Genomic DNA, 23,031 nt, shown 5'->3' with positions numbered 1-23,031 from the left:
ACGTGATGGTCGACAAGCGACACTCCGGGCTCAGCAGGCAGGCGGGATCAACGGCGGTTCCGCTGTACGGTTTCCAGCCGCCGGTCGGTACTCCCTACGGCCTTGAGGTGAGCACCGTCGAGGACTTCTTCGCCCAGCACGACGACTGGCCGTGGAACCCGCCCCGTCCGGGCCGTGCCACCTTCCACTACCTCATAGCGGTCACCGAGGGTGAGCTGCTGCACGACGTCGACCACGTCACGCGGACCGTCGGCCCCGGCCAGTGGCTGTGGGTGCGTCCCGGGCACGCGCAGTGCTGGCATCCGCCCGGCGCGGCCCGCGGCACCTTCATCCTGTTCGAACCCGACGTACTGCGGCCCGACCTCGCCCGTCTCCTGGCCCCGCTCACCGCGCACGAGGCCCCCGCGGTGCTCAGCCCGCACCCCGACGACACCGTCTGGCTCCAGCAGACCGCACTCCAACTCCTGGACGAACACCGGGCCCTCGGGCGCCGCCCCCTCGACGTCCACCACGCCCTGCGCCGCAGCCTGCTCGAATCGCTGCTGTTGCGCCTGGCCAACTCTCCAGGCGTCGTCCCCCTCGGTACGGCCACGGCGGGCACGAGCCGTCCCGACAGGTACGGACGCTTCCTGGACGCCTTGGAACTGCACTTCCGTGAGCTGCACCAGGCCGCGGACTACGCCGAGCTGCTCGGCTGCTCGGTCCGCACCCTCAGCCGCGCCGCCCGGGACGCCACCGGCAAGGGGGTGCGGGAACTCATCGACGAGCGGCGCCTCCTGGAGGCCCGGCGCCTGCTGGGAGGCGCCGGGTGGGACGCCCGGGCCGTCGCCGTCCACCTCGGCTTCACCGATCCCGCGAACTTCGGCCGCTTCTTCCGCGACCGCACCGGTCTCACCCCGGCCGCCTTCGCGGTCCGCGACACCACGACCCACCCGTGAGCGGAGCGCGGCGACGGCGACGGTTGACGGACCTCTGACCGTCCGCGGACCGACCAACCTCGCCGGGGCCCGCCGCGCACGCCGTACGCCACCCGCCCTCCGCCGCAAGGAAGTGTCACCTGCCGACCACCGGATGACCGCTGCCCACCGGGCGTTATGCCGGATCCCGGGCAACGATGGGAGACGTCACCGCGAGCACCCAGCCGCCGATGCACCGCGCGAACGCCCGAACCGCGCCGGAAGGACACGCCATGACCGCCACCGCTCCCAAGGCCCCGACCGCACCAGGCGTGCGGTCCTGGTGGGGGATCCCGTACGCCACCGCCGAGCGGTACCGCCGCCCCGTGGTCGCGGACTTCGATCCGAGCCTCCCCTACGACCGCAAGGGCGTCGTCTCCGTCCAGCCCGACAGCGGTGACTGGCTCGAAGCGGACAGCGGGACGGGCGAGGACTGCCTGAACCTGAACGTGTGGGCCCCCGAGCAGCCGGCCGGCAAGGCGCTCCCCGTGACCGTGTACATCCACGGCGGCGGATTCGAGTACGGCGCGAACACGCAGATCACCTCGAACGCCGCCCCTCTCGCCGCGACGGGGCGCGTGGTGGGCGTGTCCGTCAATTACCGGCTCGGCGCCCTGGGCGCGCTCTCGCTGTCGCAGTACGGCGGGCGGCTCGCCGAGGCGAGCAACCTCTGTCTGCAGGACGTCATCGCCGCGCTGACCTGGATCAGGCGGAACATCGCCCACTTCGGCGGCGACCCCGACGACGTCACCGTGTACGGCCACAGCGGCGGCGCCTATTCCGCCTTCGGGCTGCTCGGCGCCGCCTCCGCCGACGGCCTGTACCGGCGGCTGGCCGGGTTCTCCGCCGGGCCCTCGCGGCTCCAGCCGGCCTGGTGGGCCGAGGAACTCGCGCACCGGTTCGTCACCGAACTCGGCGTCGCGGACAACCCCGAGAAGCTGCTCGACCTGGACACGGCCTCCCTGGTGGCCGCCCTGCACAGGGTCACCCCGACGGACCTCGGAGAACGGGGCGGGACGGACAGCAAGAGCCTCGGCGTCGTCCTGGACACCCGGCAGCCCGGCGCGGTGCTGCACGCCCACCCCATGGATGTCCTCGCCTCGGGCACACACCGTGATGTCGACGTGCTGCTGAGCATGGCCAGTGACGACATGGGCTGGTGGGTGGCGAACGACCTCGACCGGTTCGACCCGCACACCGTCGACCGCATCGTCGACGAGGTCGCCGGGTGGCGCATTCCCCGCTCCCGCGCCAAGAAGATCGTCGACGCCTACGACCAGGGCGGCCGCACCCCTGCCGAGGTCCGCGCCGCGCTCCTGTCGGACTACATCTTCGGGCTCCCCGCAGCCCGCGGCGCCCTGGTCCACGCCGCGGCGGGCGGCAACGCCCACCTCCTCCTGATCGGCCCCGCCGAGGGCGCGCCCGCCGTGCACGGCACCGAGATGTACGCCCTGGTCGGCCAGGACAAGCCGGGCCGCAGCGCCGAACAGGCCGAGCGCGACACCCGTATCCGCGACATCGTGCTCGACTTCGCCACCGGCGAGCACGCCCGCCTGTGGCCCGCCGTCACGGACAAGCCCACTTCGGAAACCGTCGGCGACTCTCCCTTCGACGGCACCGCCCACTACCAGCAGGTCCTTGACCTGTGGGAAGGCATCGACCGCCCGTGAGGAACAGCGCACCAAGGGGGGCGAACAGAATGAGGCACTCGACATGAGCCGACCGACAGCGGCCGACCACGCCGCACCGGCGACGATGCGGGCCGTCGTCGTCACCCGGCCCGGCGGCCTGGACGCACTGGAGATCAAGGACGTCCCGGTGCCCGTCCGCAAGCCCGGCTGGGTGCGGATCAGGGTGAAGGCGTTCGGCGTCAACGAGTCCGAGGTCACCACCCGCAAGGGGGAGTCGGACGCGGAGGTCTCCTACCCGCGCATCCCCGGCATCGAGGGCGTCGGCGTGGTGGAGGAGGCCGACGAGGACAGCGGGCTGCGGCCGGGACAGCGGGTGGCCACGATGATGGGCGGCATGGGTCGCTCGTACGACGGCGCGTACGCCCAGTACGTGAGCGTCCCCGCGGCACAGGTCATCCCCTTCGAGACCGGGCTGCCGTGGGATGTCGTCGGTGCGCTGCCGGAGATGTTCCAGACCGCCTACGGGTCGCTGACCACCGGCCTGGACCTCAAGCCCGGGCAGACGCTGCTGATCCGCGGCGGCACCTCCACGGTCGGACTGAGCGCGGCCACGATCGCGAAGGACCTCGGAGCCACCGTGCTGTCCACCACCCGCAGCCAGGAGCGGGCAGGGGAACTGCGGACCGCGGGCGTCGACCACCCCCTCGTCGACGACGGGACGATCGCCGACCAGGTGCGCGAGCTGCTGCCGGACGGTGTCGACGCCGCACTGGAGCTGGTGGGCTGCTCGGTCCTCGCCGACACCCTCCGCACCGTCCGCCGCCACGGCACGGTCTGCTTCACCGGAGCCCTGGCGGGCCAGTGGACGATCCCCGACTTCTCCCCGTTCATGATCCCGGGCGGGGTGCGGCTGACGTCCTACGGCGGTCAGGCCGCCGACCTCCCGGCCGACGTCCTCGCCCACCAGCTCGACGCCATCGCCGCGGGACGCCTCAACGTCCCGGTCGCGAAGGTCTACCACGGCCTGGAACAGGTCCGTGCCGCCCAGGCCGACGTCGAGTCCGGCACCACACCGGGCAAGCACGTCGTCGTCCTGGACGACTGACCCCGCCCGACGGCCGGCGGGCGGGGCGCTCGGGGGAACCCGAGTGCATCTCCAGCGCACCTCCATTGCCTGGCGTGAGGCTCTGGGGGACGGCCGGGAGCGGCCCGGCCGCCACACGGCTGGTGCGGAGGCGGTATGACTCGGCTGGATCCTGCGGAGTTCCGGGAGTTCTTCGGATCGATACCGACGGCGGTGGCGGTGGTGACCACCGTGGATACCGAGGGGCGGCCCCAGGGGTTCACCTGCAACGCGTTCGCGGCGATCTCGCCCCGGCCGGCGTCGCTGCTGATCTCGGTGGACCGCACCTCCCGTACCCTTCCGTCCCTGCTGGCGCGACGGGCCTTCGTCGTGCACCTGCTCGCGGACGACGGCGAGGAGACGGCCCAGGTCTTCGCGAGCCGGGCCGTGGACAAGTTCGCCGGGCTGTCCTGGCTGCCCGGCGAGGCGTCCGGGGACGTGCCGGTCCTGGAGAAGGGTGTACTCGCGTATGCCGAGTGCACCTTGGAGCGCGCGGTGGAGACGGGCGACCACCAGCTGCTGATCGCCCGGATGGAGGCGGTACGGGTGCACCCCCGCCGGCCCGTGCTCTACCAGCGGGGGGCTTTCCGGGCCTGGGACGGCCTCGCCGAGAAGGCGGTTCAGGCGTGACAGGCCGGGAGTCCGCCGTGGAACTCCACCATCTCGGCGAAGAGGGCGGGCATGTCGGCGGCGTCCCCGACGGCCTGGCCGCGTTCCTCGGCGTACGCCCGGTGCAGGTTGGGCACCAGCCGTTCGGTGTCGAGCCAGTCGCCGTACGGGCCGAGGTCGGCCTCCCGGGCGACCTCCAGTGGCGCGAGCCCGGCCGCGATGCCCTCCCGGGCGAGCCGCCGGACCAGACGGAGATAGCCCTCGGCCGCGTCGAGCACCTCGGGACCGGCCACCGGACCGTGGCCGGTGACCACCGTCCGGGGGCCGAGCGAGCGCAGGACGGCGATGGCCTCCAGACAGCCGGCCACCGATCCCATCGGGCAGAACGGGGTGACCCCGGACATCACCAGGTCCCCGGTGAACAGCACGCGCTCCCCGGGCAGCCAGACCACGGTGTCGGCGGCGGTGTGCGCCGGGCCGAGGCACAGCAGTTCCGCGGTCGTCCCGCCGATGTGCAGGGTCAGCCGGTCCCGGAACGTCACCTCGGGCAGGACGACCTCCACCTCGCCCCAGCACACCTCCGGCCACAGCCCGGTGAGGTGCAGGCCGACCGCGTCCATCTCGGCGCGGGTCCGCTCGTGGCCGACCACGACGGCCTCCGGGAAGACGAAGTTGCCGAACGTGTGGTCCCCGTGGGAGTGGGTGTTGACGAGGGTGCGCGGCGGGGCGGCCGCCACCTGGAGCACCGCTTCGCGCAGCGCCCGCGCGCGGGCCTCGGTGGCCGCGGTGTCCACCAGCGCGGCCCGGCCGTCCGAGACGATCAGGCCGGCGTTGTTCACACACCAGCCCCCGTCCGGCTGCAGATAGGCGAACACCCCGTCGGCGACCTCGTCCAGACATGGGGCGAGTCGTTCGAGTCCTACGGTCATCTGGGCTCCCTCGTGGCGATCCTGGACATCACGCATCGTCGGCTCAGCAGATGGAGGCCCGCTTGAGAGAGCGGGACATGTGAAACGCACATCCCCGCCCGGCGAACTACACAGGCGAACTCGTGTTCAACGCCCTGGGGCGCGGCTGGCACTCAGTGCCATGCTGCGGGGGTAGGCCTCCCCACCGGCACAGAACGGAGAAACCCTGTGAAGACGCGGGTTCTGGGTCCGCTCACCGTGGACTACAACGGCAGGTCCGTTGTCCCCACGGCCGGCAAGCCGAGGCAGATCCTTGCCACGCTGGCACTCCGGCCCGGACGGACCGTTCCGGTCGACACCCTGATCGAGGAGGTGTGGGGGGACGCGGTACCGCGCAGCGCCGCGACCACCCTGCAGACGTACATCCTGCAGCTGCGACGGAAGATACGAGAGGCCCTGGGGGACGATCCGGGGATATCGCCCAAGGACGTGCTGGCCACGTCCTACGGCGGCTACCGGCTCGTCCCGCCGCACGAGGTGCACGACCTGGCCGAGTTCCAGGACCTGCTGACACGCGGCACCCGGGCCCTGGAGGCGGGCGACGCACAGGCCGCCTCCTCCCTGCTCGGCACGGCCCTGGCGCTGTGGCGCGGCCCCGCGCTCACCGACGTACCGACCGGAAGGGTGCTCGAACTCGAGGTCATCGGCATGGAAGAGGCCCGGGTGACCGCCCTTGAGCAGCGCATCGAGGCGGATCTGCTGCTCGGCCGGCACACCTCGCTCGTCGCCGAGCTGCGCATGCTGACGGCCCGTCACCCGCTGAACGAGAACCTGTGCGCCCAGCTGATGACGGCGCTGTACCGGGCGGGCAGCCCGTGGCGCGCGCTGGAGGAGTTCCGCACGCTGCGCGCCAGGCTGAGTTCGGAGCTGGGCGTGGAGCCCACGCCCCGGCTGCAACGGCTGCACCGCGCGGTCCTCGACGGGGACCCCGCTCTGGAGGCACGGCCGGGAGTGGCCCTACGGCGCGCCGGCTGACACCGCGGCCGCCGCGCTGACCAGATAGGGAGCGCGGTCGGGGCCGATCCGTACGGCCCGGGTGGTGAACGACCAGCCGCCCGGGCCGTCGGGGTGCGGTCCGTCGAAGCCGGCGAACCCGAAGCCGCGCACCGGCACCCGCAACCCCGTGCCCAGCGCCTTGACGTACGCCTCTTTCAGGGTCCACAGCCGGAGCAGGTTCTCGGACCGCTCGTGCTCCTCCAGCGCGGCGACGGCGGCCAGTTCCGCGGGGGTGCAGATCCGCCCGGCCAGTTCGGGACGGACGGCGCGACATGCCCGCTCGGCGTCCACGCCCAGCGGGCCGCAGCGGCTCACTCCGACGGTGACCAGCTGCCTCGTATGACTGATGCCGATCCGTATACCCGGCAGGTCCGGCAGCACCGGGGCGCCCAGCGAGGTACGGGTGATCCGCACCTCGCGCCAGGGGACGCCGAGGAGCACGCCGAGCGTGCGGCGCGCCAGCAGGCGTGAGGCCAGATGGGTCCGGCGCGCGGCCGGGGTGTGCAGGGCCGCATGGCGGGCGAGGTCCGCGGCCGGCAGCCCCTCCGGTCCGGTCGACGCCCAGGCGTCCGCCGCGCCGTACACCACGACGCGGCCGGACTCGTGCCAGGCGGAGCGCACCGGGGCCCAGGGGCCCTCGGGCGCGACGGACCGGTAGGGGACCACGGCGACCGCCTCAGAACATCTGGTCGTGCTCGACCCGCCGGGACCTGGTGAGCACGGAGTCGTCCTCGACCACCAGCACGTCGTGGACCAGGCAGCTCGGTGCGATCTCCGGCTTCCCGCCCGGCCGTACCGTCACCACCAGCGCGTACACCGTGGCGTGGAAGGACCCGTCGTCCTGCGGGGTGAGGGCGATGTGGTCGAACCAGTGCCGGCGACGCACCGGGTCGCCGTCGAACCGCCGGTGGAACGCGTGGAGTTCGGCGACGATCCCGTCCCGGCCGACCGCCGGGTCCGCGTTCGGCGTGTGCTGGAAGATCCCGTCCTTGGTGAAGGTCGCCGCGTAGTCCTCGAACCGGCCGGCGTCCAGCGCCTGCATCTGGTGCGCGTAGAAGTGCTGGACCCGGACGAGGACCCCGTCGGGTACGGCGGGTACGACGTTGCTCTCGGGCATCTGGGTGCCTCCTGTTCCTCGGGGCTGCACCGCCTGGCCGCGGCACGCAGGCATCCTCGGCCGCCCCGCTGGAGCGCAGGTGGAGAGCGGCCGCAGGCGCTCCAAGAGCCCTCCAGCACGGCTCCACCGGCGATGCGGACCCTCGGTGCGGACGAACGGTCACGACACACGGAGGGCACATGAGCGCGAGCGCGTCGCCGCTGGCTCTGGTAACCGGAGCGACCAGCGGCATCGGCCTTGAGATCACCAGGCGGCTGGCCGGACTCGGCGCCCGTCTCTTTCTCTGCGCCCGGGACGAGGCCCGGCTGACCGCCACCGTCAAGGAGCTGCGCGCGGAGGGCCACGAGGCCGACGCGGTGGTCTGCGACGTCGCCGACCCCGGGCAGATCCGCGCCTTCGTGCGCACGGCGGTGGAACGCTTCGGGCCGGTCGGCATCCTGGTCAACAACGCGGGCCGCAGCGGCGGCGGCGCCACCGCCGAGATCCCCGACGAGCTGTGGAACGACGTCATCACCACCAACCTCACCAGCGTCTTCCTGATGACCAAGGAGGTGCTGACCACCGGCCGGATGCTCGAGTCGGGACGCGGCCGGATCGTCAACATCGCCTCCACCGGCGGCAAGCAGGGCGTCGTGCACGCCGCGCCCTACTCCGCCTCCAAGCACGGCGTGGTCGGCTTCACCAAGGCCCTGGGCCTCGAACTGGCCCGTACCGGCGTCACCGTCAACGCCGTCTGCCCGGGGTTCGTGGAGACGCCGATGGCGGAACGGGTGCGGGAGCACTACGCGGGCATCTGGGGGGTCAGCGAGCAGGAGACCTTCGACCGGATCACCGCCCGGGTGCCGATGGGCCGTTACGTGGAGCCGCGCGAGGTGGCGGCCATGGTCGAGTACCTGGTGGGCGACGACGCCGCGGCCGTGACCGCGCAGGCGCTCAATGTCTGCGGCGGACTGGGGAACTACTGATGTCCGGCGCGGCACCCGTAGCCCTGGTCACCGGGTCCTCCTCGGGGATCGGCGAGGCGATCGCGCGGCGGCTGGCCGAAGGCGGCCACCGGGTGGTGGTCAACTCCTCGCGCTCGGTGGAGGAGGGCGAGAAGCTGGCGGCCTCGCTGCCCGACGCGGTGTACGTCCGGGCCGACGTCTCGGACGGGGCCGAGGCCCGGGAGCTGGTCGCCCGCGCGGTGGAGCACTACGGCCGCCTCGACGTCCTGGTGAACAGCGCGGGCCGGACCAGGGCCATCCCCCACCAGGACCTGGAGGCGGCCGGCCCCGACGTCTGGCGCGACATCCTGGACCTCAACGTCATCGGCACCTGGCAGACCACGGTCGCGGCGATGCCGCACCTCGCCGCGAGCGGCGCCGGCGCGGTCGTCAACGTCTCCTCCATCGCGGGCAGCAGGACCGCGGGCAGCTCCATCCCGTACGCCGTCAGCAAGGCCGCCGTCGAGCACATGACGCGGCTGCTGGCGAAGGCGGTCGGCCCCGCCGTCCGGGTCAACGCGGTCGCGCCCAGCCTCATCGAGACCCCGTGGACGGCCGGCGAGCCGTTCTTCGCACCCATCGCGGAGTACGTACGGCAGAACGCGCCGCTGCGCCGGGTCGGCACCCCCGAGGACGTGGCCACCGCCGTACGGCACCTCGTGGAGGCGACGTACACCACCGGCCAGATCGTGTACGTCGACGGCGGCTGCCACCTGCTGTGACCACCTGTCCGGCCTTCCCCCTCCGGAACGACCCGAGGAGCCCGGCGTCATGCGCCTCGCTGTGAATCTCACCTACCAGGGCGCGACCGAGCTGGCCCGCGCCGCCGAGCAGCTCGGCTACGCGGCCGTTCTCGCGCCCGAGGGATACCGCTCCGACGCGGCGAGCCTGCTCGGGCTCGTCGCGGGACAGACCGAGCGGGTGGAGCTGGTCTCGGGCGTGATGCAGATCCCGGCCCGCCCGCCGGGGCTCACGGCGCTCACCGCGGCGACCCTCGACGCGCTCAGCGGCGGCCGGTTCCGGCTCGGCCTCGGCGTCTCCAACCCCGATGTGGCGCGCGGCTGGTACGGCGCCGGGGCCGACCGGCCGCTCGGCCGCACCCGGGAGTACGTGGACCTGGTGCGCCGGGCGCTGTCCGGCGACCCGGTCCACCACGAGGGGCGCCACTACTCCGTCGGTGGCCCCGCCCCGCTCCATGTGCTCACCCGGCCGCTCCCCGCGGACCTGCCGGTCTACCTCGCGGCGGTGGGGCCGGCGAACCTCGGGCTCGCCGGTGAGATCGCCGACGGCTGGATCGGCGTGTTCACCGCCCCCGAGGCCGTCAGGGAGGCGGTCGCGGAGATCGCCGACGGGCGCAAGCGGGCGGGCCGGGACATGGCCGGCTTCGAGGTGCTGCCGAGTCTGCCGACGGCCGTCGGCCCCGATCCGGCCACCGCCGCGGATCTGCTGCGCGAGCAGTACGTGTACCTCATGGGCATCGGCGACGCCGAACGCAACGTCTACTGCACGCTGGCCCGCCGCCTCGGCTACGGCCGGGTCGCGGACGAGCTGCGGGAACGGCTGGCCGCCGGTGACCGGGCGGGGGCCGCCGCCGTACTGCCGGTCGACTTCATCGACCGCACCGCGCTCATCGGGCCGGTGCCGCGGATCGCCGAGCGCATGGCCGAGTACGCCGAGACCGGGGTGACCACGCTGGGCGTCATGGTCTCGGCGGCGGCGAGTTCGACCGCCGGACGGCTGGCGATCCTGCGCGGCTGCGCGGCGGCGTGGGAGCTGTCGGGCACGGCCTCGTGAGGACGCGTTCCCGGGGACACCTTTCCAAGGAGACAACATGAGTCCTGTTCAGACCGTCCTGTTCGCGGACGACTTCACCGGGGAGTGGAACGCCCCGGGCGCCCCCGCACGCTGGGAACCCCGGCCGCTGTCCTGGCTCCCGGAGGGCGACGGCGTGGTGACGACGTCACCGGAGGGCCTGTCCGTCGTCCCCACCGGGAAGAACCCCGAGACCGGGCTCCCGGCCTTCGCACAGGCACCCGAGGGGCATGACGGTTCGGGCCATCTGCGGTGGGCCGCCTTCGCGGTGCCGGAGTCCGGGGACAGCCGCAAGGGCTTCCCGCTGCCCGCCGCCGGGGAGTTCCGGGCCGAGGCCGCGCTCTCCGCCGAACTCCACGGCACCGACCGGCACCCCTACGGCGACGCCCTCGACGACCCGGACGCCTCCCTCAAGTGCGGTATGGCGGCGATGATCTGCGTGGACATGGAGTCCGGCATGGTCTTCGACTTCGCCCTCACCAACAGCCGGGTCTGGGCGCTGTACGAGCGGCTGCCGCGCCCCGGCGCGGGCCACGGCACGTTCTCGTACGCCGTGCCGGTCGCCGAACGCTCCCCGCGGACCCGGCACGACCTCGCCATCGCGGTCGACGCGGAGGCGGGCCGGGTCCGGTGGCTGCTGGACGGCGACGAGGTGTTCGCCGTCTCCGGGGTCGGGCTGCGGCTTGCCTCCGACGAGCATCTGGCGCGCGCGGAACCGGGTCCCGAGGAGCGGGTGACGGTGGGACAACTGTCGCTCGGGCTCGGCCTGTTCGCCGATCCGGTGTGGGGGCAGGGCGCACGGCTGCTGGCCCGTCGGGCGCGGGTGGCCACGACCGGTTGAGCCGGCCGAACATGAAGGTGGGGTACGACCGGAAGGTCGTACCCCACCTTCGTGTGTGCTCACACGCTCCGGGCGTAGATGCCGGGCCGGCCGGGGTCGAGGCCCCAGGACAGGATCCGGGTCGGGCGGATGCGGATCATCTCCCCGCTGAAGTGCTCCATGTGCTTCTCGGCGCCGGTCAGTGCCTCGGCCCGGCCGCGGATCTCGACGGCGCGCACCCGCCAGGGGCTGAAGGAGGCGATGTCGTCGACGATCAGCGAGACGTTCTCGTTGGCCTGGACGTTGCGGAACTTGCGGCTGTCGCCGAGCGCCCGGCCCTGGATGTCGATCGTCCCGGTGTCCGGGTTGTAGCGGAAGGCGACGGGGTTGTTCTGCGGTACGCCGTCGGGGGCGACGGTGGCCAGGCGGCCGAGGGTCTGCGTCTTGAGGTAGTCGAGTTCGGCTTCGGTGAACGCCATGGTCAGGCCTTTCCGGTGGTGGCTTGCTCTGCTGCCGCCTGTCGCTTCTGCGCCCGCTGCGCGGCGAACACCGGCCGTTCGATCGCCGCCAGCACCGCGGTGGCGAGCAGGGCGACCAGCGTGACGACCAGCACCCATCCGAAGGCGGCCCCGAAGGAGTCGGACAGGCCGGCCGGGGTGCCGTCCGAGTCGGCCAGGCTGTTCTGCAGGACCACCACGATGATCGCGGTGCCCATGGACCCGCCCACCCGCTGCAGGATGCTGAGCTGCGGGGTGGCGTCGTTGATCTTGTTGCGGCCGAGGACCCGGTAGGCGGCGGTCATCGCCGGCATCATCGACATGCCGATGCCGAAGCCGCGCACGACCAGGGCGAGACAGAGAGCGACGTACGAGGTGTGCGGGCCGATCAGCACGAACGGCAGCGTCGAGACGATGTTCACGGCCCCGCCGATGATCGCCGTGAGCCCGCCGCCGATCCGCTCGGCGGTCCGCCCCGCCAGCCACATCGCGGCCGCGGCGCCGAACCCCGAGGGGCCCAGCAGCAGACCGGTGGTCACGGCGTCCTCATGGCGTACGGCCTGGTAGTAGAGCGGCATCAGGATCATCCCGCCGTACAGCGCCCCGCCCAGGGCGAAGGTGGCGACGCAGGCCGCGGCGAACGCTTTGTCGCGGTAGAGGTGCAGGTCCAGCAGGGGGCGCCGGGGCTGTTTGATCCGCAGGGCGTGGAGGACGAAGGCGGCCGTCAGGGCGAGTCCGGCGGCGAGGGCGACCACGACGGCCGTGGTGAACTTCCCCTGGTTGCCCAGCTCGGCCAGGCCGTAGGTGAGGCCGATCATGCCGAGCGAGATCGCCACCAGGCCGGTCACGTCCAGCGGGCCGGCGTTCTCGGCCGGCTCGCGGGGCAGCAGCCGTAGCCCCAGCAGGACGGCGATCAGGCCGATGGGCACGTTGACGAAGAAGATCCAGCGCCAGCCGGGCCCGTCGAGCAGCAGCCCGCCGATCGTGGGGCCGACCACCGGCGTCAGCACCATCGGGATGCCGACGATGCTCATGACGCGGGCCATGTTCTGCGGCCCGGCCTTCCTCGCCAGGATCATCTGGCCGACCGGCAGGGTCAGTCCGCCGCCGATGCCCTGGAGGGCGCGCAGGGCGATCAACTGGCCGCTGGTCTGGGCGAATCCGCACGCCACGGAGGCCACCGTGAACAGCACGATCGAGGCGAGGTAGAGGCGGCGGGCGCCCACGCGCCGGGCGGCCCAGCCGGTCACGGGGATGACGGAGGCGAGGGCCAGCATGTACGCGGTCACGACCCACTGGACGGTGTCCAGGCCGGTGTGGAGCTCATGGGTGAGGTCGTTGAGCGCGATGTTGACGATCGTCGAGTCGAGCAGGGAGGCGACCGCCCCGGTCACGACCACCACGGCGATGCGGCGGACCTCGGGGCTGAGCTTTCCGGGCGTTGGGGCGGCGGGCGCCGCGCCGGTGCTGGTTCGGGCACTGTCAGTGGACATGACGGCATGATTGCCCGCAAGGATGACCCTGTCAACCAGATGGATGAAGGTGCTGTACAGGTGGATGAAGGGCGCTACGATGCCCTCGTGGACGATGTAGACGATGTGGACGGGAAGAAGGCCGACGGACAGGACGGGGCCCCGCGGCGCCCGCGCCGGGCTCCGCGCCCCGAGGACCGGGTGCTCGACGCCGAGCGCAGCCGCCGGCAGCTGCTGGACGCGGCCCTCGACGTGTTCTCCGCCAAGGGCTTCGACGGCGCGCGGGTCCAGGAGATCGCCGACCGGGCCGGCGTCAACAAACAGCTGATCAGCTACTACTTCGGCGGAAAGCTCGGCCTGTACCGCGAGTTGCAGAAGGCCTGGCAGGAACGCGAGACCGGACTCGGCGGCCCCGACCTCCCCCTGGAGGAGGCCGTCGTACGGCATCTGCGCGACGCGCTGGCCGACCCGCGGCCCATGCGGCTCGGGCTGTGGCGCGGCCTGACCAACCCCGCGGAGCTGACGGCGGACGAGCCCGACGAGCGCGAGGACCTCTCGCACACCTACGCCCGCCGCGACCGCCGGGAGCTGGCGGCGGACATCGACCCGGCGTCCGCGGTGCTGCTGCTCATCGGCGCGGTGGCCGCACCGGTCACCATGCCCCAGCTGGTCCGCCGGATCTTCGGCACGGACGTCTCCGACCCGGCCTTCCAGGAGCAGTACGCGCGCCAGCTGCGCCGCGTCATCCGCCGGCTGGCGCTGCCGCTCCCGGACGACGACGAGGACCCGGACGTCGAGCCGTGATCGCGGCTCCACCGGACGTCGAGCCGGTGTCGAGGCGGGCTGACCAGCCTGGCGGTGCACCGGCCGACCCCTGGGAGGAACCATGACCGTCGCACTCGCCCCGCACGCCGGCTTCGTCGCGCTCGTCACCGTCAGGACCGAGGACGCCTCCGTCCAGCGCGCCCTGGTGACGATGCTCGCCCAGGACGTGGAGGCCTGGGTGCGGCACTGCCCCGGCTTCGTCTCCGCCAACTACCACCTGAGCACCGACGGCACCTCCCTGGTCAACTACGCGCAGTGGACCAGCGAGGAGGCGTACCGGAAGTCCTTCGAGCGCAACCCCGACAAGGAGGCCATGCGCCGGGCCATCCGGGAGCTTCCCGGTGTCGTCGACGGCCCCTCCATGACCGGCTACCGCCTCGACCGCAGCATCGGAGCCCCGCGGCCCGCCGAGCCCGGCGAGGACCTGTGGACCACCGCCGACTGGGTCCGCCGCGGCGCCATGCAGCTGGGCAGCAGGCTGCGCAAGGAGAACCCCGAGAACCCGCCCGCGGTGCACGAACTCACCGTCCTGGTACAGCTGATGAACAACCGGGCGCCTAAGACGGCCGAGGACCTGGCCGCCTACGACGAGGTGAGCGTCGAGGCCATGCGCGAGACCCTCGACGGGCTCGCCGCGCGCGGCCTGGTCGACGCCGTGGAGGGCGGGAGCCACGCCATCACCCCCGCCGGCAAGGCGGCCCTGGACGCCGGCCGCGAGGTGCGCACCGCCTATCTGATGAAGGCCGTCGAAGCCCTGGGCCTCACCCCGGCCGAACGGGCCGTCCTGCTCCAGGCCGGACCGCTGCTGGAGCGGCTGGCCCGCTACTGACCCCCACCCGAGGAGCGCCGATGCGCGTCGACATCTGGACCGATCTCGCCTGCCCGCACAGCTACTACGGCTCCCGCAACCTGCTCACCGCACGGGACCTGTGCCGTGCCGGGGACTCGGTCGAGGTGAACTGGCGCAGCTTCCAGCTGATGCCCGGCCCCGCCGCGCCCGACCGCGACCCGCGGGAGCCGGTGCCCAGCCTCTTCGACGCGCTGGCCCGGTTCAACGGCAGCCGGGAGGCCGCCGAGGCCGCCATGGCCCGGATCGCGCCCCGGGCCGCCGCGGCGGGCCTGGACTTCCGGCCCGACCTGGTGCGCCCGTGCCGGACCATGAACGCCCACCGCATGGTGCACCTGGCCGCACGGCACGGCCTGGCCACCCAGGCGGTGACACGGCTGTACGGGGCGTACTGGGCCGAGGGCCGCGACCTCGCCCACCACGACACCCTGGTCTCCCTGGTCGCCGAGACCGGCGTACCGGAGGCGGAGGCGCGCGAGGTGCTCGCGGGGGACCGTTTCGTGTCCGCCGTCCACGCGGACCGGGAGGCCGGGCTGGCGCTGGGCGTCACCGGCGTGCCCTCGATCGTGATCGCCGAGCGGTACCTGGTCCCGGGCACCGCCGCCCCCGAGGATCTCGCCGGCGCGCTGGACGAGGTCCTGGCCGGCGAGGCCGGGGGTGTCGGGCGGCGCTGAGGCCTCCGGCCGGACCGCCCAGAACGGACAGACCAGCGGGGTCCCGCGGTACGACCGCGGGGCCCCGCCCCTGTGTTCAGCCGTGCTCAGTTCCCCGAGCGCTCCACCCCAGCCGCGCTCGGCGCCCGGTGGTGCTCGGCCGGCGTCCAGGCCGTCCGCTTCAGCCACGCCTCCAGCGTGAGCAGACCGGGCTTGCGCCGGCGCAGGGCGGTCACGTCGGCCGTGTAGCCGATGCGGTTGAGCCAGTCGTAGGCGGTGGCCTGCCACTCGCTCTCCTGACGCAACTCCGCCATCGGGACCGCCTCGTAGCGGGTGGGGATGCCGGTGTGCCGCTGGAAGACCTCGGCGATCGCCTCGCCGGTCAGCTCGTCGCCGGCGATCTCCCAGGCCTTCCCCAGGAACTCCTCCGGGGCGTCGAACGCCTCCGCCGCGAAGAAGCCGATGTCCTCGGAGGCGATCATCTGCAACGGTGTGCCGGGGGCGAGACCGCGCCGGTAGACCAGCTCGCCGTCCCGCGGCAGCGGCGGGTACTGCGCGAAGTTGTCCATGAAGTAGGTGGGCCGGATGAACGTCGCCGGCAGCCCGTGCTCCCGTACCCGCTCCTCGATCCGGAGCTTGGCCTCGCGCCAGAACACCCCGGCCGGGTTGTCGGCGCCGCCCACCGAACTGTGCACGAAGTGCGCCACCCCCACCTCGGCCGCGGCGTCGGCGATCACCGTGCCGTGCCGCTCCTCGGCCGGCACCCCTCCCGGACCCAGGGGGGTCTGCACGCTGAACACCCCGTGGGCGCCGCGCATCGCGGACCGCACGGAGGCGGGGTCCTCCAGATCGCCCCGGACGAGTACCGCGCCGCTCGCCGCCAGCCGCCGCGCCGCGGCCGAGTCCGGGTCCCGCACGAAAGCGTGCACCGGCCACCCCCGGGCCAGCAGCTCACGGGCCGTCGAACCGCCCTGGTTCCCCGTGGCGCCGAACACGAGTATCCACTGTGCTGACATGGCTGTTTCCTTAGCTCACTGGCCTCAACGGACAAGGTCAGCCTGGCCGCACGGTCTCCAGTCTCACTCGAGTCCCGGCAGCGAGCCTGGGCCCGGCAACGTCGCGAGAGCCGAAGGAGACACCCCCATGCCGGACCGTCCGAGCGCACCCTCCGAGCTGACCACCGCGGCCGTGGACACCGCCAAGATCGCGGCGGAGCACGCGGCCGAGTCCGAGCGCCGGCGGACGCTCCGCGCCGAGGTGGTGGAGTCGTTGACCACCGCCGGTTTCGCCCGGCACTTCGTGCCCCTCGCCCACGGCGGCAGGGCCGGCCTGTTCACCGACGTCGTCGCCGCGGTCGCCACCGTCGGCGCCGGCTGCACCTCGGCCGCCTGGGGCGCCTCGCTCACCGCCCATCTGCCCCGTATGGCGGCCTACTTGCCCGAGCAGGGCCGGGCCGAACTCTGGCAGGACGGCCCCGACACCCTCCTCGTCGGGGCGCTGATGCCGCTCGGCCGGGCGGAGCCGGTGCCCGGCGGATGGCGGGTGAGCGGACGCTGGCCGTACGTGAGTCTCGTGGAGTTCTCCGCATGGGCGCTGGTGTGCGCGGTCGCCCCGCGGGACGGCGGTGCCGAGACGCGGTTCTTCGCCGTCGAGCGCGGCGCCTACGCGATCGAGGACACCTGGGACAGCGTGGGCATGCGCGGCACCGGCAGCCACACCCTCGTCCTGAGGGACGCGCTGGTGCCCGCCCACCGCTCGTTCCTGCGGGACTCGTTGATCGCCGGGACGGTGGAGGGCGCCGCGGACCCCTGTCACCGGGTGCCGCTGAAGGCCGTCAACGGCCTGTGCTTCGCCGCGCCCGTCCTGGGCGCGGCCCGCGCCGCGGCCGACGCCTGGCTGCCGCTGGCCGCCGGACGAGGCTCCCTCTCCGAGACCGCGGCGGTCGAGCTGGCCCGCGCGACGGGGGAGACCGACGCCGCGGAACTGCTCCTGCACCGGGCCGCCGAGACCGCGGACCGGGGAGCGCCCGACGCCTTCGAGGTCGGCCGGGCGGCACGGGACTGCGCGCTGGCCGCCGAGCTGTCGGTCACGGCCGTGGAGCGCCTCTTCCGCAGCGCCGGGACCCGGGGGCAGCAGCAGAACTCCCCGTTGCAGCGGGCCTGGCGCGACGCGCACAGCTCGGCCAGCCATGTCGTCCTCCAGCTCCAGCCGGCGGCCGCCGAGTACGCGCGTCACGTGACGGCCTGACCACCCGTCGGACGCCGAGAGGCCGGGCGGGAACCGCATCCTCGGTTCCCGCCCGGCCTTCGTCGTGGGCGTCCGTCAGGACGCGGCCGGTGTCACACCCGGGCCGTGGCCGCGCCCTCCAGCGTGGCCCGGCTGTTGCGGCCCAGCGCGTCGCGGAGATAGGCGCGGGCGTCGGCCGCCGTCGCGTCCGGGCCGAGCACCTCGGTCACGGCGGCGGGGTCGATCACCACGGTGTGCCGCGCGGTGGCGACGGACCCCGACGGCCCGTCCTCGAACGACCAGTGACCGCTGTGCCCGGCCAGCAGCCGGGGAGTGACCTGCTGTTTGTAGGCGATCCAGTCCCCGTCGCGGCAGATCCGCACCGACCGGGTGGTGTGCCGCGAGCCGTCCGCGGTGACCGTGTCCATCTCCAGGTGCTGGACCCGGGGCCGCGGCTCGGCGAGTTCCACCCGCGAGACATGCGGCAGCACCCCCGGCCAGCGATCGGCGCGGGCGACGAAGTCGTAGGCCTCCGCCGCGGAGACGGACAGCTCGATCGTGTCGGAGAAGCTGAACACCACGTCGTCCACGGATGCGGCGCCGGCGGCCAGCCGTCCGAGAGCGGCCAGCTCCCGTGCGCTGTTGCGGTCCAGCGCCGCCGTGATCGCGGCCGGCGCGGCCGGGTCGTCGTCGACCACGGCGAACCGGTGCCGCAGCACGATCTCCGTGGAACCGCCGGGCAGTTCACGGAAGAGCCAGCCGCCCGACATCGAGGCGACCGGCGGGTTGGCGTGGTCCTGGCGGAACGAGACATAGCGGCGCTCCGGGTCGAGGACGCGGCGGGAGGTCCACTGGACCACCTCGCCGTTCACCTCGGCCCAGATCTCGAACCGCGCGGCGCGCGCCGAGCGCTCCAGGTGCCGTACGTGCACGGTCGGTTCGAAGACGGCCGGCCAGCGGGTGACGTCCGCGACGAGGGAGTAGAGGACCTCGGCGGGCGCGTCGACGGTCAGGGTGTGCTGGGTGCGGTGCGGGAGGGCAGCGGACATGGGGTCTCCTGGACGTCTGCGGCGGGTCGGTGCGAAAGGCCGGGGCCGCACCCGGTCGGCGGGGCGGCCCCGGCGGGGGGTCGGACGGTCGCGGTCGGGCGGCCGTGGTCAGGCGGCGGTGGTCGGGCGGTGGCCGTGGTCAGGCTGCGGCGGTGGTCAGGCTGTTCACCAGGCGGAGCAGCGCCCGCGGGGTCTCGGCCTCGGCGACCGCCTCCTCGGGCAGGGCGATGCCGTAGTCACGCTCGATCTTCGCGGCGCTCTCCATCAGAGCCAGCGAGTCGTAGCCGAGCTCGTCGAACGGCACGTCGAGGATGTCCCCGTGCAGGGCGCTGGAGTCCTCCTCGCCGGCGCAGGCGATGAGCGTGCCGCGCAGGTCGTCAATGGTCATGTCTGCCATGGTTCGTGCTCTCCTCGGATGAGGTGGGTGGGGTTCAGGCGGGGGTGAGGACGACGGCGGAGTTGAAGCCGTGCCGGCCGCGGGCGAGGACCAGGGCGGCCCCGGCCCGGACGGACCGCGGTTCGCCGCGGACGAGGTCGAGGCCGTACTCCTCGGGTACGGACGTGGTGTGGGCGGTGGCCGGGACCACCTGGTCGCGCAGGGCGAGCAGGGCCGCGACGACGTCGGCCGGCCCGCCGCCCGCGTACATCCGGCCGGTCAGCGTCTTGGGCGCGGTCACCGGGACGCCGTACGGCCCGAAGATCCCGCGCAGTGCCTCGGCCTCGGCCGCGTCGAGCGAGCGGATGCCGGCCGCGTCCGCGAACACCACGCCGATGTCGGACGGTGCCAACCCGGCGTCCGCGAGGGCGAGTTCGGCGGCCCGGCGCAGACCGGGCGGCCGCCCGGAGCCCGGCGCCGGATCGAAGGTGGCCGCATAGCCTGCGATCTCGCCGTACGTTCGCTCCGCACCCCGCTCCCGGGCCGACACGGCGTCCTCGACGATCAGTACGGCGCCGCCCTCGCCCGGGACATGCCCGCGGGCCGCGCTGTCGAAGGGCAGATACGCGCGCCCGGGATCGTCCGCCGTGCTGACCCGCCCGCCGGCCGACTGGGCCGACCAGCCCCACGGGTCGAAGGCCGAGTCGACCCCGCCGCTCAGCACCATCCGGGTGCCGCGCCGGACGGTGCGCCGGGCGTGCCCGATGGCGTCGAGACCGCCCGCCTGCTCACCGACGAGGGCCGCGCTGGGGCCGCGCATGCCGTTGCGGATGGAGATCTGCCCGGTGTTGACCGCGTAGAACCAGGCGAAGGACTCGTAGACGCTGACGTACTCGGGCCCCTGGTGCCACAGCTTGCGGAACTCCCGGTGGGTGAAGTCGAATCCGCCCTGGGAGGTGGAGGTGACCACGCCCATGTCGTAGTCGGCGACGCCCGAGTCGGCGTCGATGCCCGCGTCCGCGAGGGCCCAGTCGGCGGCCACCACGGCGTAGCGCGTGGAGATGTCGGTCTGCGGCAGCAGCCGGCTCGGCAGATGCTCGGCCGCGTCGAAGTCCCGGATCTCGCCGGCCAGATGGGCCGGATGCCCGGAGGTGTCGAAGCGGGTCAGCTCGGCGATGCCGTTCTCCCCGGCGAGCAGGGCCTTCCAGTACTCCTCGGTGCCCAGCCCGTTGGGCGCGAGGACACCGATCCCGGTGATGACGCTGCGGACGGTGCTCATGCGGGGGTCACCTCCGGGGAGTGCAGCACCATGGCGCTCTGGAAGCCGCCGAAGCCGCTGCCCACGGTGAGCACCGTGTCCACGCGCTGCTCGCGGGCGACGCGGGGCACGTAGTCCAGGTCGCACTCCGGGTCGGGCGTGTGCAGGTTCGCGGTGGGCGGCACGACGTTGTGCCGGATCGCGAGGGCGGAGGCGGCGATCTCGATGGAGCCGATCGCGCCCAGGGAGTGCCCCACCATCGACTTGATGGAACTCACCGGGACGTCGTAAGCGTGCTGACCCAGACTCCGCTTGAAGGCGGCGGTCTCGTGCCGGTCGTTCTGCTTGGTGCCGGAGCCGTGGGCGTTGACGTAGTCCACGGCGGTCCGGTCGAGCCTCGCCTCGTCGAGGGAGGCGCGGATGGCCTCGGCCATCTCCCGGCCGTCCTTCTTGAGACCGGTCATGTGGTACGCGTTGCTGCGGGTCGCGTACCCGCCGATCACCGCGTAGACGTGCGCGCCGCGGGCCCGCGCCGCCTCGTACTCCTCCAGGACGAACATCGCCGCGCCCTCCGCCAGCACGAAGCCGTTGCGGGTGCCGTCGAACGGGCGGGAGGCGGTGGCCGGTTCGTCGTTGCGCGGGGTCGTCGCCTTGATGGCGTCGAAGCAGGCGACGACGATCGGCGACACCGGTGTGTCGGCGGCGCCCGCGAGCACGGTGTCGGCGCTGCCCTCGCGGATCAGCTGGGCGCCGTAACCGACCGCGTCCAGGCCCGAGGTGCAGCCGTCGGAGACCATGGTGACCGGGCCCTCGGCCCCCACCTCCCAGGCGATCTCGGCGGGCATCACCCCGGGGCTGAGGTAGTCGAACATGTACGGCGACAGATGCGCGGGGTCCACCAGCCAGTCGCGGCCGGAGTCCGACATCACCAGGTACTCGTTCTCCAGGCTGGTGGCCGAGGCGACGGCGCTGCCCAGCGCCACGCCCACCCGGTGGGGATCGAGGGCCGCGAAGTCGAGACCGCTGTCGGCGACAGCGTCCCTGGTGCAGGCCACGGCGAACTGTGTCGCCCGGTCCATCCGCCGGATCTCCCGCGGGCCGAACCCTTCCGCCCGGGCGTCGAAGTCGGCCTCGCCGGCGATCCGCGACCGGAACGGCGAGGCGTCGAAGAAGGTGATCGGCCGGGTGGCGGTCCGCCCCGCGGTCAGCAGGTCCCAGAACTCCTTGGTCCCCGAGCCGCCCGGTGCCCGCACACCGATTCCGGTGATCACCACCCGCCGGGTCACCGCCCGGCTCCTGTCCTGTTCGGCATGTTCCGCTACCCCTTTCGATGCGCACCCTCAGGTGTGGACACCGGAACCCTCCGAGTTGCCGCTCGAGGCTGGCTCGGGAGCGAATGGGGCGCGGTGGTGCGGCTCGCAAATGCGATATCGAGCACTCTTCATTTCGGGGCAACGGTACGGACATCAGTTCGCGTATGATCAGTTGTAGACGGAGGTCCGTACGTTGACGTACCTGCGGGGGGAACTGTGGGAAGGCTCTACAAGGGTGTTCCAGTGGTGTGGGTGGCGGTTTGTGCCGTCTGCGTACTGCAAGCCGGAGTTGCACTCAACGGTTTGATTGAAATGTTGACGGTCAGGGCGGGGAGTGCCGCCTTCGTGGCGTGGGCCCTGTGTATTCCGGCCATGATCGGTTTACAGGCGCTGCACAGCCCGCCGACCGCCAGGAGGCTGCGTCGGTTCTCGGCGTGGACCCTGGTCCTGCAGGCCGTCCTGACCTACGTGCCCTGTCTGGTCTTCCACACCCAGTGGCCGGGGATGGGGGGCTTCGTCGCGGGCGCCGCCGCGGTCGGCCTGGGCGGGCGGCGGGGCATCGGGGCGTTCGCCTCGATCCTGGTGGTCGACACCGCGGTGAGCCTGGTCAACAGCGTTCCGTACGCGGAAGCGGCGGTCGGCCCGGTCGTGACCCTGGTCGTCGGACTCGCCGTCGCCGCCCTGCTGCGGATCGCGTGCCGGCTCGACTGGATCCGCCGGGCGGAGGCCCAGGCCGTCCGCAACGCCCTGCAGGACGAACGGCTGCGGATAGGGCGCGACATGCACGACCTCCTGGCGAGCCGACTGGCTTTCGCGGCCATTCGCGGCGAGCTGGCCAACCGCCACCTGGGCCGCCAGAACGAGCGGGCGCGTTCGGAGTTGCGGAGCCTGCTGGGCCTGACCCGGGAGGTTCTGGCCGATATGCGCTCGATGGCCCATGAATTCGGGAGCCTGTCGTTGCGCTGCGAACTCGACAATGCCCGGTCGCTACTGGAGAGCGTGGGTGCGACGGTTAATGTCCGCGAGGAAATCGCCATTCCCCACGGTGAAATTCAGAATCTGTTCGCCGCCGCGGTGCGGGAATCGGTGACCAATATTCTCCGGCACAGCGAGGCCACCCACTGCACGATCGCCCTGCGGCGCACGGGCGACACGGTCCTGCTGTCCGTGCTCAACGACGGGGCGAACGGCGTCCGCCGCTCGGCACCCCCCGGACACGGCCTCGCCAATCTGGCGGCGCGCGCGAGCGAACTCGGCGGTCAGTGCCGGTCGTGGACCCCCAAGGAAGGGCGGTTCCTGCTCACCGTGTCATGTCCAGCTGCGGCGTCGACCGGTCGGCCGGGGGCAGCCAGCCCGCCTGCCGGGCAAGGCGCACCGCATCCAGACGGCTTCGTGCCCCAAGCTTCGTGAGGCAGTTGCCGAGGTAGTTGCGGACCGTGCCGACCGACAGCCGGACCGTGTCCGCGATGTCCGCCACGGTCTGGCCCTCCGCGGCCAGCC

At 72.9% G+C, this 23,031-nt stretch carries 24 protein-coding genes and 1 pseudogene; 14 read left to right on the top strand and 11 right to left on the bottom strand.

The genetic code is table 11. The annotated features are described in order from the left end of the window. Window positions 1–2 precede the first annotated feature (2 nt). The 4 genes from ABZ896_RS20615 (at window position 3) to ABZ896_RS20600 (ending at window position 4,340) form a co-directional block, all read left to right on the top strand. Window positions 3–938, top strand: a complete 936-nt coding sequence (locus ABZ896_RS20615) for an AraC family transcriptional regulator (RefSeq protein WP_360930726.1) — start codon at window positions 3–5, stop codon at window positions 936–938. A gap of 251 nt (window positions 939–1,189) precedes the next feature. Then, window positions 1,190–2,626 carry a carboxylesterase family protein gene (locus ABZ896_RS20610; RefSeq protein WP_360930723.1) on the top strand — a complete coding sequence of 479 codons (1,437 nt, stop codon included), beginning with the start codon at window positions 1,190–1,192 and terminating at the stop codon, window positions 2,624–2,626. A gap of 43 nt (window positions 2,627–2,669) precedes the next feature. Further along, entirely contained in the window at window positions 2,670–3,692 is a 1,023-nt protein-coding gene (locus tag ABZ896_RS20605) for a zinc-binding dehydrogenase (RefSeq protein ID WP_360930720.1), read from the top strand. Window positions 3,693–3,827: 135 nt separating this feature from the next. After that, a complete protein-coding gene (locus ABZ896_RS20600) occupies window positions 3,828–4,340 on the top strand; it encodes a flavin reductase family protein (protein ID WP_360930717.1) in 513 nt (170 codons plus the stop codon). On the opposite strand, the gene ABZ896_RS20595 is transcribed toward ABZ896_RS20600, so the two are convergent. Continuing rightward, complete coding sequence (locus ABZ896_RS20595; RefSeq protein WP_360930714.1) at window positions 4,331–5,248, bottom strand: MBL fold metallo-hydrolase; 918 nt, start codon at window positions 5,246–5,248, stop codon at window positions 4,331–4,333. The two genes, ABZ896_RS20600 and ABZ896_RS20595, sit on opposite strands and share 10 nt — an antisense overlap. Before the next feature lie 207 nt (window positions 5,249–5,455). Here ABZ896_RS20595 and ABZ896_RS20590 point away from each other — a divergent pair, with 207 nt between their 5' ends. Then, window positions 5,456–6,262, top strand: coding sequence for an AfsR/SARP family transcriptional regulator (locus tag ABZ896_RS20590; protein WP_360930711.1), 807 nt, complete (start codon window positions 5,456–5,458; stop codon window positions 6,260–6,262). Here ABZ896_RS20590 and ABZ896_RS20585 read toward each other — a convergent pair. Together ABZ896_RS20585 and ABZ896_RS20580 are read right to left on the bottom strand one after the other, a co-directional pair. Further along, entirely contained in the window at window positions 6,245–6,949 is a 705-nt protein-coding gene (locus ABZ896_RS20585) for a 4'-phosphopantetheinyl transferase superfamily protein (RefSeq protein ID WP_360930708.1), read from the bottom strand. The two genes, ABZ896_RS20590 and ABZ896_RS20585, sit on opposite strands and share 18 nt — an antisense overlap. Window positions 6,950–6,959: 10 nt before the next feature. Beyond that, a complete protein-coding gene (locus ABZ896_RS20580; protein ID WP_360930705.1) occupies window positions 6,960–7,400 on the bottom strand; it encodes a nuclear transport factor 2 family protein in 441 nt (146 codons plus the stop codon). A gap of 179 nt (window positions 7,401–7,579) precedes the next feature. Between ABZ896_RS20580 and fabG the strand changes: the two genes are divergently transcribed. Genes fabG through ABZ896_RS20560 form a run of 4 tightly spaced genes read left to right on the top strand, consistent with a single transcriptional unit; the run spans window position 7,580 to window position 11,036 of the window. Further along, window positions 7,580–8,365, top strand: coding sequence for a 3-oxoacyl-ACP reductase FabG (gene fabG, locus ABZ896_RS20575; RefSeq protein ID WP_360930702.1), 786 nt, complete (start codon window positions 7,580–7,582; stop codon window positions 8,363–8,365). Further along, window positions 8,365–9,105, top strand: coding sequence for an SDR family oxidoreductase (locus tag ABZ896_RS20570; protein ID WP_360930699.1), 741 nt, complete (start codon window positions 8,365–8,367; stop codon window positions 9,103–9,105). Before fabG ends, ABZ896_RS20570 begins: the two co-directional genes overlap by 1 nt. 49 nt (window positions 9,106–9,154) lie before the next feature. Next, entirely contained in the window at window positions 9,155–10,177 is a 1,023-nt protein-coding gene (locus ABZ896_RS20565) for an LLM class flavin-dependent oxidoreductase (protein WP_360930696.1), read from the top strand. A 37-nt stretch (window positions 10,178–10,214) separates the two neighbouring features. Next, complete coding sequence (locus ABZ896_RS20560; RefSeq protein ID WP_360930693.1) at window positions 10,215–11,036, top strand: DUF6081 family protein; 822 nt, start codon at window positions 10,215–10,217, stop codon at window positions 11,034–11,036. Between the two features lie 59 nt (window positions 11,037–11,095). Here ABZ896_RS20560 and ABZ896_RS20555 read toward each other — a convergent pair whose 3' ends face one another. Together ABZ896_RS20555 and ABZ896_RS20550 are read right to left on the bottom strand one after the other, a co-directional pair. Next, a complete protein-coding gene (locus ABZ896_RS20555; RefSeq protein WP_360930690.1) occupies window positions 11,096–11,494 on the bottom strand; it encodes a PPOX class F420-dependent oxidoreductase in 399 nt (132 codons plus the stop codon). Between the two features lie 2 nt (window positions 11,495–11,496). After that, window positions 11,497–13,005 (bottom strand): MDR family MFS transporter, encoded by a 1,509-nt coding sequence (locus tag ABZ896_RS20550; protein WP_360930687.1) that lies wholly within the window; start codon window positions 13,003–13,005, stop codon window positions 11,497–11,499. An 87-nt stretch (window positions 13,006–13,092) separates the two neighbouring features. Here ABZ896_RS20550 and ABZ896_RS20545 point away from each other — a divergent pair, with 87 nt between their 5' ends. The 3 genes from ABZ896_RS20545 (at window position 13,093) to ABZ896_RS20535 (ending at window position 15,330) form a co-directional block, all read left to right on the top strand. After that, window positions 13,093–13,788 (top strand): TetR family transcriptional regulator, encoded by a 696-nt coding sequence (locus ABZ896_RS20545; RefSeq protein WP_360930684.1) that lies wholly within the window; start codon window positions 13,093–13,095, stop codon window positions 13,786–13,788. 82 nt (window positions 13,789–13,870) lie between these two features. Next, a complete protein-coding gene (locus ABZ896_RS20540; RefSeq protein WP_360930681.1) occupies window positions 13,871–14,638 on the top strand; it encodes a hypothetical protein in 768 nt (255 codons plus the stop codon). 20 nt (window positions 14,639–14,658) lie between these two features. Continuing rightward, complete coding sequence (locus tag ABZ896_RS20535; RefSeq protein WP_360930678.1) at window positions 14,659–15,330, top strand: DsbA family oxidoreductase; 672 nt, start codon at window positions 14,659–14,661, stop codon at window positions 15,328–15,330. A gap of 86 nt (window positions 15,331–15,416) precedes the next feature. Here ABZ896_RS20535 and ABZ896_RS20530 read toward each other — a convergent pair whose 3' ends face one another. After that, window positions 15,417–16,325, bottom strand: a complete 909-nt coding sequence (locus ABZ896_RS20530; RefSeq protein WP_360930675.1) for an NmrA/HSCARG family protein — start codon at window positions 16,323–16,325, stop codon at window positions 15,417–15,419. Window positions 16,326–16,452: 127 nt separating this feature from the next. Between ABZ896_RS20530 and ABZ896_RS20525 the strand changes: the two genes are divergently transcribed. Beyond that, window positions 16,453–17,556 (top strand): acyl-CoA dehydrogenase family protein, encoded by a 1,104-nt coding sequence (locus ABZ896_RS20525; protein ID WP_360930672.1) that lies wholly within the window; start codon window positions 16,453–16,455, stop codon window positions 17,554–17,556. Window positions 17,557–17,648: 92 nt separating this feature from the next. Here the strand turns inward: ABZ896_RS20525 and ABZ896_RS20520 are convergent, their stop codons facing one another. From ABZ896_RS20520 to ABZ896_RS20505, 4 genes are all read right to left on the bottom strand, one after another. Further along, on the bottom strand, window positions 17,649–18,584 hold the full coding sequence (locus ABZ896_RS20520; RefSeq protein WP_360930669.1) for an aromatase/cyclase: 936 nt from the start codon (window positions 18,582–18,584) through the stop codon (window positions 17,649–17,651). Window positions 18,585–18,723: 139 nt separating this feature from the next. Further along, a complete protein-coding gene (locus ABZ896_RS20515) occupies window positions 18,724–18,981 on the bottom strand; it encodes an acyl carrier protein (protein ID WP_360930666.1) in 258 nt (85 codons plus the stop codon). 34 nt (window positions 18,982–19,015) lie between these two features. Beyond that, entirely contained in the window at window positions 19,016–20,239 is a 1,224-nt protein-coding gene (locus ABZ896_RS20510; protein WP_360930663.1) for a ketosynthase chain-length factor, read from the bottom strand. Next, window positions 20,236–21,504, bottom strand: coding sequence for a beta-ketoacyl-[acyl-carrier-protein] synthase family protein (locus tag ABZ896_RS20505; RefSeq protein ID WP_360930660.1), 1,269 nt, complete (start codon window positions 21,502–21,504; stop codon window positions 20,236–20,238). Before ABZ896_RS20505 ends, ABZ896_RS20510 begins: the two co-directional genes overlap by 4 nt. Window positions 21,505–21,903: 399 nt before the next feature. On the opposite strand from ABZ896_RS20505, the gene ABZ896_RS20500 reads away from it, so the two are divergent. After that, window positions 21,904–22,941: a histidine kinase gene (locus tag ABZ896_RS20500; protein ID WP_360930850.1), complete on the top strand. Its 1,038-nt coding sequence runs from the start codon at window positions 21,904–21,906 to the stop codon at window positions 22,939–22,941. A gap of 13 nt (window positions 22,942–22,954) precedes the next feature. On the opposite strand, the pseudogene ABZ896_RS20495 reads toward ABZ896_RS20500, so the two are convergent. Further along, window positions 22,955–23,008: pseudogene (locus tag ABZ896_RS20495) on the bottom strand (hypothetical protein); the annotation flags it as partial. Window positions 23,009–23,031 lie beyond the last annotated feature (23 nt).

The organism is Streptomyces sp. NPDC047072 (genome assembly GCF_040643855.1).
In the GTDB taxonomy this organism is placed as follows: Bacteria; Actinomycetota; Actinomycetes; order Streptomycetales; family Streptomycetaceae; genus Streptomyces.
Note: the sequence above shows the minus strand (reverse complement) of the source record. Positions and strands in the feature narration are given on the sequence as shown.

Coding starts and splice junctions, on each gene's coding strand:
- ABZ896_RS20610 (WP_360930723.1), top strand. CDS start 1,190: ATGACCGCCACCGCTCCCAAGGCCCCGACCGCACCAGGCGTGCGGTCC.
- ABZ896_RS20605 (WP_360930720.1), top strand. CDS start 2,670: ATGAGCCGACCGACAGCGGCCGACCACGCCGCACCGGCGACGATGCGG.
- ABZ896_RS20600 (WP_360930717.1), top strand. CDS start 3,828: ATGACTCGGCTGGATCCTGCGGAGTTCCGGGAGTTCTTCGGATCGATA.
- ABZ896_RS20595 (WP_360930714.1), bottom strand. CDS start 5,248: ATGACCGTAGGACTCGAACGACTCGCCCCATGTCTGGACGAGGTCGCC.
- ABZ896_RS20580 (WP_360930705.1), bottom strand. CDS start 7,400: ATGCCCGAGAGCAACGTCGTACCCGCCGTACCCGACGGGGTCCTCGTC.
- fabG (WP_360930702.1), top strand. CDS start 7,580: ATGAGCGCGAGCGCGTCGCCGCTGGCTCTGGTAACCGGAGCGACCAGC.
- ABZ896_RS20570 (WP_360930699.1), top strand. CDS start 8,365: ATGTCCGGCGCGGCACCCGTAGCCCTGGTCACCGGGTCCTCCTCGGGG.
- ABZ896_RS20565 (WP_360930696.1), top strand. CDS start 9,155: ATGCGCCTCGCTGTGAATCTCACCTACCAGGGCGCGACCGAGCTGGCC.
- ABZ896_RS20560 (WP_360930693.1), top strand. CDS start 10,215: ATGAGTCCTGTTCAGACCGTCCTGTTCGCGGACGACTTCACCGGGGAG.
- ABZ896_RS20555 (WP_360930690.1), bottom strand. CDS start 11,494: ATGGCGTTCACCGAAGCCGAACTCGACTACCTCAAGACGCAGACCCTC.
- ABZ896_RS20550 (WP_360930687.1), bottom strand. CDS start 13,005: ATGTCCACTGACAGTGCCCGAACCAGCACCGGCGCGGCGCCCGCCGCC.
- ABZ896_RS20540 (WP_360930681.1), top strand. CDS start 13,871: ATGACCGTCGCACTCGCCCCGCACGCCGGCTTCGTCGCGCTCGTCACC.
- ABZ896_RS20535 (WP_360930678.1), top strand. CDS start 14,659: ATGCGCGTCGACATCTGGACCGATCTCGCCTGCCCGCACAGCTACTAC.
- ABZ896_RS20530 (WP_360930675.1), bottom strand. CDS start 16,325: ATGTCAGCACAGTGGATACTCGTGTTCGGCGCCACGGGGAACCAGGGC.
- ABZ896_RS20525 (WP_360930672.1), top strand. CDS start 16,453: ATGCCGGACCGTCCGAGCGCACCCTCCGAGCTGACCACCGCGGCCGTG.
- ABZ896_RS20520 (WP_360930669.1), bottom strand. CDS start 18,584: ATGTCCGCTGCCCTCCCGCACCGCACCCAGCACACCCTGACCGTCGAC.
- ABZ896_RS20515 (WP_360930666.1), bottom strand. CDS start 18,981: ATGGCAGACATGACCATTGACGACCTGCGCGGCACGCTCATCGCCTGC.
- ABZ896_RS20510 (WP_360930663.1), bottom strand. CDS start 20,239: ATGAGCACCGTCCGCAGCGTCATCACCGGGATCGGTGTCCTCGCGCCC.
- ABZ896_RS20500 (WP_360930850.1), top strand. CDS start 21,904: ATGATCGGTTTACAGGCGCTGCACAGCCCGCCGACCGCCAGGAGGCTG.